Here is a 20,300-nt window from a genome sequence, read left to right as displayed (position 1 = left end):
CTCCCAGCCCGGATCTATTTCAGAAGCTGTCTGCTGATCACAATTCTTTGAATCTCACTTGTTCCTTCATATATTTCGGTCACTTTTGCATCTCTGAAAAAGCGTTCGACAGGAAATTCTTTTGTGTACCCATATCCCCCAAATATTTGTATGGCCTCTGTTGCATTCTCCATCGCTGCCCTTGATGCAAATAACTTGGCCATGGACACTTCCTTCACACAAGGTTTTCCTAAAGAGCACAATTCTGCCGCGCGATAAAGCAGAAGCCTGGCGCCTTCTGCAGCTGTGGCCATGTCAGCAAGCTTGAAGGCTATTCCTTGTTGTTCAGCGATCGGTTTGCCGAATTGTTTTCTCTCCTTTGCATATGCGGATGCCGCCTCATAGGCTGCTTCAGCAATTCCTAATGCCTGGGCTGCAATACCAATCCGTCCAATATTCAGATTGGCCATCGCCACGCTGAACCCTTTGCCTTCTTCTCCAAGGAGATGGTGCGCGGGTATTTTGACATCTTCGAAAATAAGTGGAACCGTTCTGGATCCATCGAGCCCCATCTTCTTCTCATCTTTTCCAATCCGGAAACCCGGTGTATCTTTTTCAAGGATAAACGCTGAGATTCCGCGGTGGCCTTTAGTGGGATCAGTAACCGCGAATACAATATAAACATCCGCTTCGCCGCCATTTGTAATAAACATTTTAGAGCCGTTGACGGTGTACTCGTCACCATGACGCACCGCTCTCGTTTGAATCGCACCAGCATCTGACCCGGCCCCGGACTCTGTCAGGCAAAAAGCTGCAAGCGATTGGCCTTTCGCAAGTCCAGGGACAAATTTCAGCTTCTGTTCTTCTGTTCCAAATTGTAGAATCGGATTGGTTCCTACAGAGGTATGCACAGACAAAATAACTCCTATCGTTGCACTGACTTTCGACAATTCATGAATGGCTATAATATAAGAGATAAAATCCATGCCCGCGCCGCCATACTGTTCAGGAGCTGTCATTCCCATCAGCCCCAGTTTTCCCATTTTGTTAATGATGTCACGGGGAAACTCGCCGGCTGACATTCTCTCAATATGCGGACGTATCTCGGATTCGGCAAAATCCCTGACCATGTTCCTCACCATGACCTGTTCTTCGGTAAATTGGAGATTCATGGGTTCCTCCTTATCGGAATTTGAGTATTTGTTTACCAACGCAAGTCATAAGGCGCGTACTTTTCACATGATTGGCCAACCATCCGCCCGCTATGTGTATTGATAAAATCCTCTTCCCGATTTTCTTCCGAGCCAGCCGGCCTTAACATATTTTCGCAACAGGGGACAGGGGCGGTATTTGTCATCGCCAAAACCTTCGTGGAGCGTCTCCATAATATAAAGGCATGTATCCAGTCCGATAAAGTCAGCAAGGGTCAGCGGTCCCATCGGATGGTTCATGCCCAGCTTCATTACTTCATCTACCGCTTCTTTGCTCGCTACTCCCTCATATACTGCGTAAATGGCTTCGTTAATCATCGGCATAAGTACCCGATTTGATACAAATCCCGGAAAATCATTTACTTCCACCGCTATTTTATTCAGTCGGCCGGTTATCTCTTTGACTGCCTTACATACTTCATCTGCTGTTGCCAGACCCCGAATAATTTCTACAAGTTTCATAACAGGAACCGGATTCATAAAATGCATACCGATGACTTTTTCCGGACGATTTGTTGCAGCTGCGATTTCTGTAATGGGAAGGGATGAAGTATTCGTTGCCAAAATGACATGCTCCGGGGCATAGCGATCCAGCTCTTTAAATATGTTCATTTTGACAGTACTATTTTCAGTGGCTGCTTCAATGACCATATCAGCATGTTCCGCATCCTTCAGATGAGTGGATGGAATCACCCGTGCAAGAATGGCATCTTTTTCTTCCTTACTCATTTTTTCTTTGCCGACTTGGCGCTCCAAGTTTTTACGGATGACAGCCAGCCCTTTTTCAACCATCGTGTCTTGAAGGTCATTCAGAAACACTTGAAATCCCGACTGGGCACATACTTGAGCAATTCCTGAGCCCATTTGCCCCGCTCCTACTACCATTACTGTTTCAATTTGCATTGCTTCCCCTCCAGCTCAATCATTTTTGGGAACTTCCAGCATAATGGCGTCGCCCTGGCCGCCCCCTGAACAGATGGAAGCAACACCAAGCCCTCCGCCTCGGCGCCTCAACTCGTAGGCAAGAGTCAGGATAATTCGCGCCCCGCTTGCGCCTATCGGGTGTCCCAAAGCAATAGCCCCGCCATTCACATTTATTTTTTCAGAGGGAACCCGGGAAATTTTACTGCTTATCAGGGCCACAGCAGCGAAGGCTTCATTTATTTCAAACAGATCGACCTCCTCTATTGTTTTTCCGCATTTTTTCAACAGTTCTTCAATCACGAGTCCAGGAGTTTTCGGAAAATCCTTTGCTTCTGCTGCCATCTCTGCATGGCCAAGGATAGTTGCGAGCGGTTTTCTCCTTTCACGAATTGCCCTTTCCTCGCTCATCAGGATAAGAGCTGCAGCCCCGTCATTGACTCCGGGAGCATTTCCCGCTGTAATGGTCCCATCCGGATCAAATACCGGCCTCAGTGCTGCCAGCTTTTCTCTGGTTGTATCACTCCTTGGGCCCTCATCCTGATCCACTATAACGGACTCCCCTTTTTGCTGCGGGACTTCCACCGGAACCATCTCTTCAGCCAGCAGTTCCTTCGCCCTCAGCGCCCTTACATGGCTTCTTAGGGCCCAGTCGTCCTGGGACTCTCTTGTAATCTCGAACTCCTTCGCACGATCATTTCCGTAGGTCCCCATATGGACACCTGAGAATGAACAAGTCAGTCCGTCATAAGTCATTCCGTCAACGACCGAAGCGTTACCCATCTTATAGCCCCATCTCGCTTTCGGGAGTATATACGGTGCATTGGACATGGACTCCATTCCGCCGGCCGCGATCACTTCTTCGTCTCCTGACCGAATGACTTGATCTCCCAGAGTAACAGCCCGCATGCCCGAAGCACATACTTTATTAATGGTTTCCGTTTTTACATTCCATGGAATCCCTGCCTTTTTCGCCGCCTGCCTCGATGGAATTTGTCCCTGTCCTCCCTGTAAAACTGTGCCTAGTATCACTTCCTGAACATCTTGCGGCTTCACACCGGAACGGCTTAACGCTTCTTTTACCGCAATTCCTCCGAGGTCCGAAGCGCTCAATACACGTAGTCCGCCTCCAAACTTTCCAAACGGAGTTCTTGCCCCTTCCAGAATGACTGTTCTTCTCATTCATCCCTCTCCTCGTATTATATATTTCAAGAACAAAAATTTGCTCCTTGATAACTGTATGATAGAGTTTTTTCTGTTTCCATACCGGCCGGTTTGCCAAGCCACTGATCTTATACCCAAGGCACAACGAAGCTGCTTGCCATTAACTGAAGTGTCCAATTCTTAGCAGGCGACGGAAAGGAATCGGGGCCCCGGCTGCGAATGCTTAGAATCGATTAGTCCGGGATATCATATGTTGCAGGTGGAGCTTCCAGGCTTTTCTTTCAGCTCACCTGCATCCATCATCGATCAACTGTGCGCTTGCAGTACAACAATTGTACGGGTCACAGTTCCGAAATACCAACATAAAAAAGCCCTTGTCATGACTTGAGAAAAACTTATGAGTCTGGTGGATGTGCTACTACGCAACCACCAACTCTACACGCCAGAAAGAAGCGTATAGTCCAAAAGACAAAATGCTTTTGAATCCTTTCAGCCATATATGAACATGTTTCTTCAATTGGGCGGGTTAGTTTTAGTGCGCCATTTTTTTGATAAAAAAAGTACTGACAGCTATTTCTTTTTTCATTTTTTCATTGACTTATCACCACAAGTCTTTCGGCAAATATTTTTACAGTCAGCATAACTTTTTAAGCGCTTACAAACACTGATTGACCGCTCGCTCAGTGAACCGATTCAGCAAGAGGCGCTCCTTATATGAGCACCTCCAAGTATTCTATGAAACTTCCACTTTTCCAAATACAGACCTTTCCAAAACTTCCGCAACATCGTACGTGTGTACTCTGCTTTCTGCTTCTTTCGCTTTTGTGCCATCACTGAGCATGGTCAAGCAGTATGGGCATCCGGAAGTGATAACTGATGGATCAACTGCAAGGGCCTGCTCTGTTCTGGCCACATTGATCCGAATTCCTGTATCCTCCTCCATCCACATCAAGCCTCCACCCGCTCCGCAGCACATCCCATTGTCCCTGTTTCTCTCCATTTCTACCAACTTTACACCCGGGATCGATGTAAGAATTTCCCTGGGCGGGTCATACACATCGTTATAGCGGCCAAGATAGCAAGAATCATGGAAAGTAATTTTTTCATTCACTTCATACTTTGGCTCCAAACGGCCTTCTTTAACAAGCTGGTCAAGCAACTCAGTATGGTGGTACACTTCCGCTTCCAAACCAAAATCAGGATATTCGTTTTTAAATATATTATAGGCATGCGGATCTATGGTCACAATTTTTTTAATGTTGTTTTTCTCAAACTCTTTTATATTGGCAGCGGCCAGTTCCTGAAAAAGAAACTCATTGCCGAGACGGCGCGGTGTGTCTCCTGAATTTTTCTCCTTGTTCCCGAGAATGGCAAATGACACTCCGGCTTTATTCAGCAGCTTTGCAAAAGACAGGGCAATTTTTTGGCTTCTACTGTCAAATGCCCCCATCGAGCCGACCCATAAAAGATACTCGAATTCCTCACCGGCTTTTTTCATCTCTTTGACTGTCGGCACGTGGATATCCTCTCGAAGATCTCTCCAGTTTTCTTTTTCTTTACGGTTCAGGCCCCAAGGATTTCCCTGTCTTTCAATACTCTGCATCGCCCGCTGGGCATCAGGATTCATTTTCCCTTCCGTCAGTACGAGATAACGGCGCATATCGATGATATGGCTTACATGCTTATTCATGACAGGGCATTGGTCCTCGCAGTTTCGGCAAGTCGTACAGGCCCACAGCTCCTCTTGCGTAATGATATCTCCAATCATTCTGGGTTCATAGTCAGCAGCTGCTGCCGCTTCTGAAGCACCGTTATCACTGCTTGTTTTGGCCATTTGGTTGCCCACTGTATTCGCAAAGGCATAGGAAGGAACCCACGGCTGCTTTCTAGTAACCGACGCACCATAGTTTGTTAAATGATTGCGGAGTTTAATCATGATATCCATCGGAGAGAGCATTTTCCCTGTACCGGTCGCCGGGCACATATTCGTACAGCGCCCGCACTCAACACAGGCATACAGGTCCACAAGCTGGAATTGAGTAAATTCACTTATTTTGCCGACACCAAATGTTTCAGCTGTCTCATCTTCAAAATCAATGGGCTTCAGCTTTTTCCCGCCATCCGGCGGCTCCAGGTAAACATTGGCCGGGCCTGCAATTAAATGAGCATGCTTCGATTGGGGTACATACACGAGGAAAGCCAATAATATCAGCAAATGCAGCCACCATGCCACATAAAACATGACCCCTGCAGCAAATGGGCTCATCCATCCGAATGCCGCCGCAATGCCTGAAGCTGCCGGCTCTGCCCATGTCAGCGGCTCTTGCTGCCAAATAAGGGCCATACCGTTTCCGAATAGGACTGAGAGCATAAGCCCTCCGATAAATAACAGAACAAGCCCTGCATAAAAGCCCCGTTTTAATCTGACAAGCTTTTCAATATACCGCCTGTAAAACGCCCATGCCACCGCAAACAAGATAATAAGAGTCACGATTTCCTGAAAAAATTTAAACCCGGGATACAGCGGACCGAGGGGTATATGGGATCCCGGAACAAGACCTTTCCAAATAAAATCGACCGCCCCGAATTGCACAAGGATGAATCCGTAAAAAAACATGACATGAATGATTCCGCTCTTTCGATCCTTGAGCAGCTTTTTTTGCCCGAACACATAGGTCCATATGTTTTTCAGCCGTGCTTTTATGTCTTGGTCAAATTCTTCTTTTTTTCCCAGTTTAATAAAATGAATACGGGTTCTGACCACATAGGCAAACAAATATATGCCGTATGCGGTTACAAGAAGAAATGCCATCCAATTCAGCCATAAACCAGCATGCATATCCTGTCCGCTCCCTTCTGCTTTGTTATAACAGTATATGACTTTTCAGAAAGTTATTAACTTCATTTTATATAATGAATGAGCATTCAGTCAAGATTGAAGGGGATGGAATAAAAAAAGCTGCCCTATGGACAGGACAGTAAAAATAGGTATGATTGAAACATAACAGACCCGTTTAAGGGTTTACTGGCTCATTTCAGGACGATTTCTTCCAATAGTGCCTCCACGCATTCCATGACCCCCCGTAAAATCGTTTCCCCAACTTCAGAGGAGGGTCTGGCCGATACAATTTCCTTTCCTGTCTGAGTAAAAGCCACCGCAAGCCCGTCATCCGCCACAGTGGACCTGGTATATTTCCTCAAAGCTTTTTCCTTCGCTTCCAGACCTGTTGCCAGCGCTTCAATCAGGACGCTTTCATCTGCATGGCCATTGATGACAAGCCATGTATGTACATAATGCAAATGCCGGTCTGCCGTCAAAACAAATATGATCGAATGATCACCTGTCCCAAACGTTTTACTAATTGAATAAATCCGTTCTGCCTGAATAATCATTTCTATTGCCTGGGGATCCTGTTCATTGGCAGACAAGCCATTTTTGACCTTGAATCTCTTTTTCCAGCCAACCCCTGAACCATTTGGTGCAGAGAGGATCGTTTTCAGAAAAAACGGGGATTCAAGTCTGACAGTTTCTTTATCCTTTCTGATATGGCCTTCCTTCAGAGCGCCGCCGGCTTTTTTTATCTCCGGAACCAATACCATGTTAGGCTTAGGTACCTCCGGATGCGGAAGCTTTTCAATCTCTGTATGGTACACGCTCCGAATAAGAGACTCATTCAGCACTTCTTCCGGACTTCCTGTTTGCACCACCTGCCCATTGCTTAATAATAGCAGACGGTCACAATAAAGTGAGGCTAAATTCAAGTCATGAAAGACGGTAATAACCGTTAACCCCTTTTCTCTGGTCCATATCTTTAGCTGGTCGAGAAGATTTTTTTGGTGGGAAAGGTCCAAGTGATTGGTCGGCTCATCCAGCAAAAGGATCTCCGGCTCTTGTGCAAGCGCCTGGGATAAGAATGCCCGCTGCCGCTCTCCACCGGACAAATCCTGTATAGAAGCATCCTGAAACACCTGTACTTTTGTCAGTTCCATCGCTTCCTGAACGACTGATTCATCCTTTTGGGTCCAAGAATGAAAGAGCCCCCGCTGATGGGCATACCTTCCAAGTTCTACAGTTTCTTTCACAGTGAACGGGAACACTTCCGACGATGCCTGAGGCAAGACAGCCATCATTTTGGCAAGATCCTTAGAAGAAAAAGCCTGAAGCGGACGACCCGCCACCGTAATTTTCCCAGTTTTGAATGGAACGAGACGGCTGATCATTTTCAGCAAGGTTGATTTCCCGCTGCCGTTTGGTCCCAGTATCCCAAACATTTCCCCTCGCTCTACAGTAAACGATATGTCTTTTAATATATTCTGTTCCGAATAACCTCCGGAAAGATGTTCCACTTGAAGCATCAGCCACCACTTCTTTCCTTGCGTCTTCTCAATAATATATATGCAAATACCGGTGCACCGATCAAGGCAGTGATCACACCAATCGGCAATTCTGCCGGTTCAATGATCGTTCTTGCTGTCAAATCTGTCAAAATGAGAAAACCTGCCCCCACCAGCATCGAAAGCGGAAGCAAATGCTTATGGTCCGGCCCCCATAACAACCTTGCAAGATGTGGAATAACAAGACCTACAAAACCGATGGTCCCCGAGACAGCCACCGCAGCACCTGTAATCATGGAACCCGCTCCCAGCACTGCAAACTTTCTTGCAGCAACATTGACGCCAAGATATTGAGCCCGTTCCTCGCCAAAAGCAATAGCGTTCAGCTCACGGGTATTCAAGAGCAACACCATGCTTCCGGCAAGCAAAAAAGGCAAAATAATCCGGACATAGCTCCACCCTCTCATCGCTACACTTCCCAGCAGCCAGCCGATAATTTGGCGCAGTTCCTCTCCTGATAAAGCGATCATCAACGAAATGAGCGCACCGAGAAATGAACTAAAAATAATACCAGTTAAAATAATTGTTTCCACTTTCATCGATCTGTCAACGCTTCTGGCAAAAGAAATGACGATCAGGATTGTAACAAAAGCTGACAGTATGCTGAGCAGCGGCAGTGTATATAATCCGGCTCCCGGCAGTGAAAGCTGGTAAAATAATGTAAACACCGCACCGACAGATGCTCCGGAGGATACTCCCAACGTATACGGATCGGCCAGCGGATTTCGAAGCAGCCCCTGAAATGCGGCTCCGGCGATGGCAAGTGAGGCTCCTACAAGCCCTGCCAGCACTACCCGCGGCAGACGGATATTGAAAACAATATTCAGGTACATCGGATCAGGCTCATAGCCACGCGATCCTGAAAGAAATTTTCCTCCCATCATATAGAAAATATCTCCTGCCGGCACCCTGACAGCTCCGATGGAGATGCCGGCAAAAATAGCGGCAATCAAAAAAATGATTGCCGCAAAATAAGCGATGAGAACTTTACTTATCGAATATTTCCGGATAAACAGATTTTGCAAGAGCCTCTACTCCTTCAACAATCCGCGGTCCGGGGCGGCTTGTCAGGGCTTCGTCCACCATAAAGACTTGTTCTTCTTTGACAGCTGTAATATCCTGCCATCCTTTCCGATCGAGTACTTGCTGCACCGGATTTTCGACATATGTATAATTGACAATGATGACATCCGGGTTAATTTCCATAATGGCCTCTTCGTTCATCATTGGCCAGCCCTCTTCTTCCACAGCGTTGTTCGCATGGATGGTTTCTAGCATTTGGTCCATAAATGTATTTTGTCCCACTGCGTAAATTTCAGGCGCCGGGGAAATTTCCAAGAAGACGGACTTTTTGTCTTCCTCTTTAATCCCTGCCGCTTTCTCTTTTATGTCGTCGAGCTTGCTCCTCATGTCTTCTGCAACTGTTGCTGCATCCTCAGTCCGGCCTGTTGCTTTCCCGATGAATTCAATGGTTTCATACACTTCATCAAAGTTTTGTGCATCCTTGACAATCAGAACTGGAATGCCGCTGTCCTTCAGTTGCTGTAAACCGGAATCCCACCTGTCACCTGCAGAAGCGTGCGACAAAACAAGATCAGGCTCCAGGGAAAGGATTTTTTCAATATTCAGCTCCAATCCTGCCACCTGTTCCTTATCCTTCACTTCTTCAGGATATTGGTCATGCTCGGAAACCGCTACTACCTCATCTCCTGCACCGACTGCATACAAAATTTCCGTATTGCTGGGTATAAGAGAAACTATTTTTTCAGGTTTTTCCTCAATCGTTACCTCCTGATTTGCTGCATCCGTCAATGTTACCGGAAATCTGCTGTCTGCAGTTTGCTCGGTCTTCGGATCAACTGTCTTTTGCTCTTCATTGGCACCTTCCTGATTACCGCAGGCTGCAAGCCATCCTGCCAGCAAAAGTACTGCCAACAATGAATAAAACTTTTTCATGCTGTAAATCCTCCTATATAAAAATAAAAACATCCCCTGTGCGCAGGAGATGAGTATATAAAGGCATGACGTGATAAACAGACACAATCCTATTGTGCTGTTTTCGGCCGCCACCCTTCCCCATCCGCGCAGGTCCTGGTGCTGGAATCCGGCAGGTCTCCTGGCTCATGATCATCACGTACTGCCCCTTCCCATGCCTTTTGCACAGTGGTTATTGCAGAACGCTCCCAATTACAGTGGCGGGACCGCGTTGGATTTTCACCAACTTCCCTTTTCAGCTTTTCCCCGCGAAATATTCATTCATACGGGTAAAAAGCAACCGAATCCATACATATACATGATTTGTACATCCATTGACATTATACACGATTTATTCCAACTTCACAGCTTTTTCAACCTAATTTGGGGAATGCTAATCAAACGTCTATTTCTTTCTAAACTTTCGCCCGGGGGGAATCGTTATTGAAGTGGCTCGCTGGATTCACTATCGTCATAATCATATTATATATTGCCGCTTCTGTAGACTTTTTTCTTGGAAGACTTCTGCATAAGAAAAAAAGCAGCCCGCCTGACTATCCGATAAGAAATGGGGAACTGCAGTTAATCACTACCGGTCCTGACCTTTTCTCCAACTATTTTGATGACCTGTACAAGGCAAAGGAAAGCATTCATGTTTTGTTTTATATTGTCAAAAACGATCACTTCAGCGAACTGTTTTTCGAAGCGTTAATGGACCAGGCACATAAAGGTATTAAAGTGCGGCTTCTGCTTGATTGGTTCGGCAGCCGGAAAATAAAGAAAAAAGTCATTAAAAAAGCTCGCGGTGCAGGAATTGAGGTAGTGTATGGACATCGTCCGCGCCTTCCTTTTCTCTTCTTTTCCCTTCAGCAGCGAAACCATCGAAAGGTCACCATTATGGACGGAAAGGTGGGATATGTGGGCGGGTTTAATGTCGGAAAAGAGTATATCAATTTGGATCCGGTATTAACTCCCTGGAGGGATTATCATCTCCGTGTTGAAGGAGAAGGTGTGGCTGATTTACAGAAAGAGTTCCTGTTGGACTGGAAAAGGGCGACAGGTAAAGACCACCTGGAAGATCCTGATCTATTTCCCCCTTTGGAAACAGGAAGGATGTCTCATCGCTTTTTACCAACACAAGGGATAGAGGCGGAAAAAGAAATTCTCCGGTTAATCAATGAGGCTGAAAAAAGCATTTTTATCGGTACACCCTACTTCATCCCTCCAGATGCAGTATTTTCAGGTCTGGTACGTGCCATTGAAAGAGGTGTAACTGTCACCGTTCTGGTACCAAACATGTCGGATCACCCGCTTGTCAAAGAAGCTTCGCTTCATTATTTGCGTATCATTCTTGCAGGAGGCGGCAGTGTCTATCAATATGAAACCGGCTTTTTTCATGCAAAAGTGCTGTTAATCGACCAAAAAGTGTGTGATATTGGAACAGCAAACTTTGATTGCAGAAGTTTTCATATTAATTTTGAAATCAATTGCTTTGTGTATGATCCAGAATTTATTTGTGAAACGGAAAAGGTTTTACAGGCAGATATCAGCCGGTCGAGCCGGCTGTTCTTGGAAGATTTGGCGGATCCGCCTTTTGCAGTCCGAATAAAAGAATGGGCAGGGATGGTTTTCAAAAAATTTCTTTGACTCTGTCCTGCAGTTCCAACCATCATTGCTGCCGTTTTTCACTTTTAAAAAACCCGGCGCAAGAAAGATCATCGTCTCTCTTACGCCGAGCTTTTTGATTTCAGTTGTATTGGTGGATGCGCAAAGCCAGGCATCCGCTTCGTTTTACCACTGATCCCGAAAAACTACATTTTTTCCGGAGCAGATACACCGACAAGCTTCAAAGCATTTTTCAGCGTGATTCTTACCGCCTTTACAAGCGCCAGACGAGCTTTTGTTTCTTCCACCTGTGCTTCGTTCAACACTTTTTCGGCATTATAATAACTATGAAATGCTGAAGCCAAATCAAAAATATAGTTCGTAATCCGGTGCGGAATTCTTTTTTCTGCCGCTTCTGCAATGACTTGAGGAAAATCACCGAGTTTCTTTAGAAGATCGGTCGCTTTTTCACTGGTCAAAGATGCGACATCCATCTCTTCATCAAAAGTAATTCCCTTGTCTTCAGCGGAACGTAAAATGCTGCAAATGCGTGCATGAGCATATTGAGCATAATAGACAGGATTATCATTAGATTCAGCGACAGCCAGATCCAGGTCGAAGTCCATATGTGTATCTGAGCTTCTCATGGCAAAGAAATATCTCACTGCATCAAGGCCCACCATTTCTATCAAATCGTTCATAGTTACGGCCTTTCCGGACCGCTTGCTCATTTTCACCCGCTCTCCGTCTTTATACAATTGAACGAGCTGGATAATTTCTACTTCCAGACGAGCAGGGTCATAACCAAGCGCTTCAATTGCCGCCTTCATTCTTGGGATATAGCCGTGATGATCTGCTCCCCAAATATTAATCAGCTTATCAAATCCGCGCTTAATTTTATCCAGGTGATAGGCAATATCTGGTGTAATGTACGTATAACTTCCATCTTTTTTAATCAATACACGGTCTTTATCATCACCAAAATCTGTGGAACGGAACCATGTTGCCCCATCCTCTTCATAAATATGGCCTCTTTCCCGGAGCAGCTCCAAAGTTTCTTTCACCTTGCCGCTTTCATAAAGAGATGTTTCCGAATACCACACATCAAAAGATACCCGGAACTGTTCCAGTACTTTTTTCAGTTTGTCCAGTTCATAATCCAATCCGTAACGACGGAAAAATGCAAAGCGTTCATCCTCATTTTCGCGGACAAACTTATCACCGTATTTTTCAGCCAACTTTTTCCCGATATCAATAATGTCCACCCCATGGTAGCCATCCTCAGGCATAGGCTTGTCAATGCCCACGGCCTGGAAATACCGCGCCTCTACTGAGCGGGCAAGGTTATTGATCTGGTTTCCGGCATCATTAATATAATATTCTCTTGAAACCTCGTATCCTGCTTTATCGAGAATGTTGCACAGTGCATCCCCTACAGCGGCACCCCGTGCATGACCCAAGTGAAGATCGCCTGTCGGATTGGCAGAAACAAATTCCACTTGAATTTTTTGTCCTTTTCCGGCGTTCGAGCGCCCGTAGTCATCCCCTGCTTTCAAAATTGCCGGGACCAGGTCTGTCAAATAGCTGTTATCCATATAAAAATTAATAAACCCCGGTCCGGCGATATCAATTTTTTCTATGGAAGCCCGTGATGTATCCAAGTGATCTTTGATCTCTTCTGCAATTGCCCGCGGGGCTTTTTTTGCAATTCGGGCAAGCTGCATAGCCATATTTGTGGAATAGTCCCCATGGGACTTATCCTTCGGAGTTTCGAGGACGACGGCAGGAATTTCATCTTCGTTCGCAAGACCCGCCTTGAAAATTGCCTGTTTGATCTCATGTTTTAATTTTTCTTGTACTTGTTCAACAACATTCATAGATTCCCTTTATCCTCCCAATACTGTATTTTCATATCGTACTTCCCTGCATGCGTGCCTTGCATATATAAATCATATCCGAGATGGATGGTACCTTCGCAGGTATGATCCAGCTCGTGGATCGCCAGTTTATTCGTAAACGTAGACAGTAAAAGGGATCCGTACTCACTCTCATGAGAACCGTCCTTTTGTTCATTCAGCCGGAATTTCATACGCATATGAATCATCCCTTTTCTGAAAATGGCTGCTTCTTTTTCACCCACTTTTACTAGCGTATGGACGGTTCCTTCCTCCTGAACCTCATCATATTTGAGATAAGCCGTACCTCTCTTGCGATAATAACGACCGAACAGAATCATTTCAAACGTTTCTTCTTCACCATCCAGCTGAAAGTTCGTCGTGAGGTGAATTTTGACTGGAGTTTGGACATCCGCTGTCAATTCCGCCACACCCTTTGTATGTAATATAACCTATTCATTATAGAAAAATTTTAGAGGAAAGTCTATGCAAGCGCCATGTTCAATCCTTCCTGTTCAATTATAAATAGCTGACTTCAAAAAATTGATGCAGGCCCTGTGAATAAATTCCTGTCATTTCTCTCATACTGTTAATTAAGATTGCTAGAATGGAGGGAGTAAGGATGGAAACAGTCACAGGCACAAAGAGAAAATGGCGGGCACTCCGCATGATTTCTGTGTTGAGCATTTTGGCTGCCGGAGCTGCGGCTGTATTATTGTTGTCATTTTGGCTGTGGATTAAAATCCTCGGGCCGCCGCCATTATCCATTCCGCAATCCACTTTATACTATGCATCGGACGGATCGGTCATTGGTGAAAGCAACAGCGGCGAAAAGCGGTATTGGGTTTCGCTGAATGAAGTGCCTTCCCATATGAAAGAGGCGATCATTGCGATAGAGGACCGCACTTTTTACCATCATTACGGCTTTGATATAAAAAGAATCGGGGGCGCTGTTGCGGCAAACATCAAAGCCATGGGCAAAGTTCAGGGAGCCAGCACGATTACCCAGCAGTACGCCCGGAATCTGTTTTTGACATTGGAAAAAACTTGGTCCAGAAAAATAGTGGAGGCCTTCTATACTATACGGCTGGAAGCAAATTATGAGAAAGATGATATTCTGGAGGGCTATATCAATACCATCTCCTTTGGCCATGGAGCACATGGCATTGAGGCCGCCAGCCAATTTTATTTCGGAAAAAGCGCAAAAGATCTTTCCCTGGCGGAAGCTTCCTTGCTTGCAGGCGTTCCCAAGGGTCCCGGTATCTATTCTCCTCTCGTTTCAGAAGAAAAAGCAAAATCCAGACAAAAGCTTGTTTTACGTGCTATGGAGGAAACGGGTGTAATTTCCAAAGCCGAGGCAGAGGCGGCTGAACAAGAAAAGCTAACATTTATCGGAAAACACCCGCACCACCAGGCAGAAATAGCTCCTTATTTTTATGATACTGTCAAAAAAGAGCTGAAAGAAAAAGCAGGGATTGATGAGAGAATTATTGCACTTGGAGGATTGAGAGTTTATACGTCCCTTGATCCGGCACAACAGGAAATTGCAGAACAGGTGATTAGCGAAACGATATCGGCATCCTCCGGCATTCAGGCCGGATTTGCTGCAATGGATCCCGAAACCGGATATGTAACGGCCCTTGTCGGCGGAAGAAATTACAGAGAGAGCCCTTTTAACAGAGCTACCCAGGCGGTACGGCAGCCCGGCTCAACGATCAAGCCTTTGCTCTACTATGCTGCATTAGAACAGGGGTTTACTCCATCAACCATGCTGCGGAGCGAGCCGACAACCTTCAGATTCGATAATGGCCAGGCTGATTATACGCCGCATAACTATAACAACCAATATGCAAATGAAGAAATCACTATGGCGCAAGCGCTGGCATTATCCGACAATATCTATGCCGTTAAAACTCATCTTTTTCTTGGGCAAGATACTCTGTCAGACATGGCGCGCAGACTTGGGTTTACTACGAAGATGAAAGAAGTTCCTTCCCTTGCCTTAGGAACTTCAGGGGTAAAGGTCATTGATCTGCTAAATGCCTACAGCATCATTGCCAACGGAGGCAAAAAAGTCGAGCCGGTCTTCATACGGCGCGTAGAAGACTCCAGAGGAAAAGTGATCTATGAATCACCCAAATCCAGGGAGCAGGTTCTGGATCCCGGACTGTCTTTTGTATTAAGCCATATGATGACAGGCATGTTTGATAAAAAATTGAATGGATATGCAGCGGTTACCGGTGCTTCCGTCATCAACCAGATGAGCAGGGAATATGCCGGGAAGTCCGGCTCTACCAACTCTGACAGCTGGATGGCAGGTTTTACTCCAAAAATGGCTTCCGTCGTATGGACAGGCTATGACAAAGGGAAAGAAATCACTTTAACTGAAGAAAAACTATATGCAAAAAACATTTGGATCCGGTTCATGGAGCGTGCATTGGAAAAACAGGATGAAAAGGGCCATGCCTTTTCCCCTCCATCCAACGTTATTGCTGTTCCGGTAGATCCTGCGAACGGCAAAAAAGCAACGAACTCCTGCCCGGTTTTCCGCCTTACCTATTTTGTTAAAGGGACAGAGCCGAAGGAATTTTGTACAGATCATACGCACGAACATCAAAAGGATTCCTCAGACCAAAAAGAAAAGAAAAAACGCTGGTGGCAGCGGATATTTTAGCCTATACAAAGAAGGGCTCCTCACCTGGGTGGGGCCCTTTTCCATTTTTAAATCGAATAATTTTTTATGGCTGAATTCCACGAAATCCATGGTTCCTTAATTATTGTAAACGACAGGGTTGTTGTCTCGTTCATTAACTTTTGTCCCCTTTCCGTGAGGGAGGCGGGGGTGGCACCACTGTTGCGCAGCTTCCCCATACGAAGTGTGGGTACAATTTCCGGGACGAGCCCAACGTTTGCGTGACTGTTCCGTCAGGATGTGCAACATGACGGGAACGAATACGTCGATTGCATGACCATTAACACGGATGAGCGACATAACGGAAACGAATACGTCGTTTGCATGACCGTTCAGCACGGACGAGAGCCCAGACGGGGACGAACCCGGCTAGACTTTGGAAATGCATCCTCACACTTGTTCTATGCAGGATAACGCGATTGCGTCTTACTAGGGTTCAACAAACGAAAGTGTGAAGAATTCATCCTTTTGCCGGAAGCAGCATAAAAGGCAGCCCCCATTTCTCCTGCTGTTCCTCTCACTTGTTTACCCTTAACTTGCCCTCCCGCTAAACTGGCTTCTATAAAGATCCGCATAAAAACCATTCAATTTCATCAGTTCATCATGTGGACCTTTTTCAATAATATCCCCATCTTTTAAGACCAAAATGATATCTGCATCCCTAATCGTGGATAGACGGTGGGCAATGACGAAACTTGTACGGCCGGCCATCAGTGCATTCATCGCCTGTTGAATATTCATTTCTGTCCGGGTATCGACACTGCTTGTCGCTTCGTCTAATATTAAAATTTTTGGATCCGATAAAATAGCTCTTGCAATCGTGATCAGCTGGCGTTGGCCCTGGGAAAGATTTGATGCATCCTCGCCAAGAACCGTATCATACCCTTTAGACAGTGTTCGGATGAATTCATCTGCATAGGCATTTTTCGCAGCCTGAATGACTTCCTCCTCGCTGGCACCTTCGCGTCCATAGGCAATATTGTCCCTGATTGTTCCGTTGAACAGCCATGTATCCTGAAGAACCATAGCAAACAAAGATCTTACCTGCTCGCGGGTCAAACTGCTGATATCGTGGCCATCTATCAAAATACGGCCGCTGTCGAGTTCGTAAAATCTCATTAATAGATTGATAATGGTTGTTTTACCGGCTCCTGTTGGGCCGACGATTGCAATCATCTGGCCGGGCTCCACTTCAAGATTCAAATCTTTGATAATCGGCTGATCTTTTTCATAGCCAAAACGGACATTCTCAAAGGTAATTCTTCCCTGCAGCTGTTCCAGATCTACTGGAGACGGCTCCTCTTTCCTCTCCTCATCTTCATCAAGCAGGTGAAACACTCTTTCAGCCGATGCCAGTGCGGTCTGAATCATGTTGGCAATCCCAGCGGCCTGTGTCATCGGATGTGTAAGCTGTTGGGAATATTGAATAAATGCCTGAACATCCCCAATCCTGATACTGCCGTTCAACACAAGCAGTCCTCCAATGATGCTGACGAAGACATAACCGAGGTTTCCCACAAAGTTCATGAGCGGCATCATGATGCCGCTTATAAATTGAGCTCTCCAGCCTGCTTGATAGAGCCGGTCGTTGATTTCGTCAAATTCTTTAATCGCTGTTTTTTCATGCCCAAAAGCTTTGACGACCTGATGACCGGAAAACATTTCTTCAATATGCCCATTGACATTCCCCAATTCCTTCTGCTGGTTTATAAAATGTTTTTGGGAAAAAGCTGCGACAAACCGGATAACCAAAGCACTCAAGGGAAACGTGATCAATACAACGAGTGTCAGCACCGGACTGATGATAAGCATCATGATGATCGTACCAATAATGGCAATAAAAGAAGTGATCAGCTGTGACAGCGCCTGCTGGATCGAATTGTTAATATTATCAATGTCGTTAATCGCCCTGCTTAAGATGTCCCCGTGAGGGTGACGGTCATAGTAGCTCAGTGGCATCCGAGCCAATTTCTCATAAACTTCACTTCTCATTTCAGCCGTTGTTTTTTGTGAAACTCCGGCCATTAAATACTGCTGCACATACGAAAAGGCTGCTGAAATCACATAAAGAACCAATAATATCAGCAGAAGATTTTGCAGAAAGTTGAAGTCAATGCCTGTGCCGGTAGTAATGCTGGAAAAAATGGACGTGGTGGCATCCCCCAGCAGCTTCGGTGTGATTACATTAAAAAGTGTAGAGAAAACGGCAGCAGACGTTACCAGTATAAGCTGGTATTTACGCGGCTTTAAATAGCCGGCCAATCTTTTAAGTGTTTTTTTAAATTCTTTTGGTTTTTCAACCGGCGCGATCCCATGCCTTCCGCCCCCCGGCCTGTAGCCGGCTCGGCCACGGTGCTGGCTCATGCTCCTTCCTCCTCTGCATGCTGAGAAGCTACAATTTCCTGATAAATGCGGTTTTGTCCCACCAGTTCCTGATGAGTGCCGATCCCGGCTACTTCTCCTTCCTCAAGAACGATGATCTGATCTGCGTCCATCACAGTACTTACCCGCTGGGCGACTACAATCACTGTCGCATCCTTTGTCACCTTGTTCAGCTCTGCTCTTAACGCTGCATCTGTTTTAGTATCCAAGGCGGAGAAACTGTCATCAAATAAATAGATTTCCGGTTTTCTGATCAACGCTCGGGCGATAGACAGTCTCTGCTTTTGGCCTCCCGACAGGTTCGCTCCTCCCTGCTCGATCATGAAGCGGATTCCTTCTTCTTTTTCCCTTATAAATTCTGAAGCCTGGGCAATATCAAGTGCTTCCCAGATTTCGTTTTCAGTAGCCGTTTTGTTCCCATACCGCAAATTTTCCAGCAGTGTTCCACTGAATAAAAAAGCTTTTTGAGGAACGTAGCCCATTTTTGCTCTCAATTCCTGCTGGGACATCTCCCGGACATCTACACCGTCCACGTAAACTGCTCCGCTCCCGACATCGTAAAACCTCGGTATCAGTTGAAGCAGAGTGGATTTTCCGGATCCGGTACTTCCAATAATCGCAGTTGTCTCGCCTTTTTTGGCTGTGAAAGAAATCCGGTGAAGAACCGGTTTTTCTGCACCCTCATATCTGAACGTTACCTCTTTAAACTCAACATTTCCCTCACCTTGGCAGGCCTTTGGCTGCTCTGGATCAAATATGTCATTTTCCATATTGAGCACTTCAATGATTCTATCCATTGAAGCTTTCGCACGAGGTATCATAATAAAGCCGAAAGACAGCATGATCAGTGACATTAAGATCATCATGGAGTACTGCAAAAAAGCCATCAAGTTCCCGACCTGCATAATTCCCTGATCAATGCGCACCGCTCCAAACCAAACGATGGCAATGTTTGTAAAATTCATGACAATCATCATCACGGGAAACATCACGGCCATCATTTTATTAACTTGTATTCCTGTATTGCGAAAATCCATATTCGCAGCATCAAAACGCTTTCTCTCACGGATTGCACGATTAAAGGCACGTATGACACGGACCCCTGTCAAGTTCTCGCGGACAATCAGATTCAATCGGTCTGTCTTTTTTTGTAAAGACACAAATAAAGGTATGGCTTTTCTGGAAATGATAAAAATTAAAAGCGCCAGCAACGGCAAGGCTCCTAAAAAAACCGAGGATAACCCCGGTTCCCTCGTCACCGCCATAATGATACCGCCGACCAGCATCAACGGGGCCCTTGTCATCATACGCAGCATCATATTTAAGACATCTTGGACTTGTTTCACATCATTCGTTGACCTGGTGATTAATGAAGCTGTACCAACTTTTTCAAACGTCTGCAGGGAAAAACTTTCTACATTCACAAATAAACTCCGTCTAATATCTCTCCCGAACCCCTGGGCAGTTTTAGAGGCAAAAAATGAGACCCCTGTCATGAGGATTATGGCTATAAAAGCTAAAAGCAGCATAAGACCGCCCGTCCTTAAAATGTAGGGCATATCTCCATTCACAATTCCAATATCCACCACATTTGCCATTAAAGTAGGGAGCAGCAGCTCCAGCATAATCCCCCCGAGCGTTAAGAGAACCACTGCTGTTATATGCAGACCATACGGTTTAAGAGGCTTCATCACTTTCATTTCACTTCCCGCATTTGTTTGTTCTCATCATAACTTTTATCGAAAGCAAAAACTACTTTTTTTAGAAATGATATTACGGTAAACAGCAAAAAACTTGAGGTGTGCGGCCTCAAGTTTTTTTGATTTGGAACTTTCGCTTTTCTACTGTCCAGCTACGGCCGCCATCGGCTCGAGGTCGCTTCAGTCTGGCCAGAGAAGGCAAAAAACGCCTTCTCCAGCCAGACCTCCAGCGCTTGTCGCCGATAATCGGGCGGCCTCCGCTTTTCTTGTCCAGCTACGGCCGCCATCGGCTCGAGGTCGCTTCAGTCTGGCCAGAGAAGGCAAAAAACGCCTTCTCCAGCCAGCCCTCCAGCGCTTGTCGCCGATAATCGGGCGGTCTCCG

Annotated in this window: 13 protein-coding genes and 1 riboswitch; of the genes, 2 read left to right on the top strand and 11 right to left on the bottom strand. The window is 45.8% G+C overall.

The features are described from left to right. Positions 1–14: 14 nt before the first annotated feature. From ACFSCZ_RS18725 to ACFSCZ_RS18695, 7 genes are all read right to left on the bottom strand, one after another. Positions 15–1,151 carry an acyl-CoA dehydrogenase gene (locus tag ACFSCZ_RS18725; protein WP_380776375.1) on the bottom strand — a complete coding sequence of 379 codons (1,137 nt, stop codon included), beginning with the start codon at positions 1,149–1,151 and terminating at the stop codon, positions 15–17. Positions 1,152–1,241: 90 nt separating this feature from the next. Beyond that, positions 1,242–2,093, bottom strand: coding sequence for a 3-hydroxybutyryl-CoA dehydrogenase (locus ACFSCZ_RS18720; RefSeq protein ID WP_380776373.1), 852 nt, complete (start codon positions 2,091–2,093; stop codon positions 1,242–1,244). A 15-nt stretch (positions 2,094–2,108) separates the two neighbouring features. After that, complete coding sequence (locus tag ACFSCZ_RS18715; RefSeq protein WP_380776370.1) at positions 2,109–3,293, bottom strand: acetyl-CoA C-acetyltransferase; 1,185 nt, start codon at positions 3,291–3,293, stop codon at positions 2,109–2,111. Between the two features lie 715 nt (positions 3,294–4,008). Next, positions 4,009–6,114 carry a (Fe-S)-binding protein gene (locus tag ACFSCZ_RS18710; RefSeq protein ID WP_380776367.1) on the bottom strand — a complete coding sequence of 702 codons (2,106 nt, stop codon included), beginning with the start codon at positions 6,112–6,114 and terminating at the stop codon, positions 4,009–4,011. A gap of 191 nt (positions 6,115–6,305) precedes the next feature. Further along, positions 6,306–7,631, bottom strand: coding sequence for an ABC transporter ATP-binding protein (locus ACFSCZ_RS18705; protein ID WP_380776364.1), 1,326 nt, complete (start codon positions 7,629–7,631; stop codon positions 6,306–6,308). Continuing rightward, positions 7,631–8,695, bottom strand: a complete 1,065-nt coding sequence (locus ACFSCZ_RS18700) for a FecCD family ABC transporter permease (RefSeq protein WP_380776360.1) — start codon at positions 8,693–8,695, stop codon at positions 7,631–7,633. Before ACFSCZ_RS18700 ends, ACFSCZ_RS18705 begins: the two co-directional genes overlap by 1 nt. Then, positions 8,658–9,626: a helical backbone metal receptor gene (locus tag ACFSCZ_RS18695; protein WP_380776358.1), complete on the bottom strand. Its 969-nt coding sequence runs from the start codon at positions 9,624–9,626 to the stop codon at positions 8,658–8,660. The genes ACFSCZ_RS18700 and ACFSCZ_RS18695 overlap by 38 nt, the downstream gene beginning before the upstream one ends. Positions 9,627–9,759: 133 nt before the next feature. Next, positions 9,760–9,965: riboswitch (cobalamin riboswitch) on the bottom strand. 123 nt (positions 9,966–10,088) lie between these two features. Here ACFSCZ_RS18695 and cls point away from each other — a divergent pair. Continuing rightward, positions 10,089–11,291, top strand: coding sequence for a cardiolipin synthase (gene cls, locus ACFSCZ_RS18690; RefSeq protein WP_380776355.1), 1,203 nt, complete (start codon positions 10,089–10,091; stop codon positions 11,289–11,291). Between the two features lie 164 nt (positions 11,292–11,455). Here cls and argS read toward each other — a convergent pair whose 3' ends face one another. After that, entirely contained in the window at positions 11,456–13,126 is a 1,671-nt protein-coding gene (argS, locus tag ACFSCZ_RS18685) for an arginine--tRNA ligase (protein ID WP_380776352.1), read from the bottom strand. Continuing rightward, a complete protein-coding gene (locus ACFSCZ_RS18680) occupies positions 13,123–13,575 on the bottom strand; it encodes a YwiB family protein (protein WP_380776349.1) in 453 nt (150 codons plus the stop codon). Before ACFSCZ_RS18680 ends, argS begins: the two co-directional genes overlap by 4 nt. Positions 13,576–13,766: 191 nt before the next feature. Here ACFSCZ_RS18680 and ACFSCZ_RS18675 point away from each other — a divergent pair, with 191 nt between their 5' ends. Then, positions 13,767–15,818 carry a transglycosylase domain-containing protein gene (locus ACFSCZ_RS18675; RefSeq protein ID WP_380776346.1) on the top strand — a complete coding sequence of 684 codons (2,052 nt, stop codon included), beginning with the start codon at positions 13,767–13,769 and terminating at the stop codon, positions 15,816–15,818. Between the two features lie 549 nt (positions 15,819–16,367). Here the strand turns inward: ACFSCZ_RS18675 and ACFSCZ_RS18670 are convergent. Further along, on the bottom strand, positions 16,368–18,200 hold the full coding sequence (locus ACFSCZ_RS18670) for an ABC transporter ATP-binding protein (protein ID WP_380776344.1): 1,833 nt from the start codon (positions 18,198–18,200) through the stop codon (positions 16,368–16,370). Then, on the bottom strand, positions 18,197–19,918 hold the full coding sequence (locus tag ACFSCZ_RS18665) for an ABC transporter ATP-binding protein (RefSeq protein WP_380776340.1): 1,722 nt from the start codon (positions 19,916–19,918) through the stop codon (positions 18,197–18,199). Before ACFSCZ_RS18665 ends, ACFSCZ_RS18670 begins: the two co-directional genes overlap by 4 nt. Positions 19,919–20,300: the final 382 nt, after the last annotated feature.

This window comes from Siminovitchia sediminis (genome assembly GCF_042680885.1).
Taxonomy (GTDB): Bacteria; Bacillota; Bacilli; order Bacillales; family Bacillaceae_C; genus Siminovitchia; species Siminovitchia sediminis.
The sequence above is the reverse complement of the archived record's forward strand: the minus strand, read 5'-3'. Positions and strand labels throughout refer to the sequence as shown.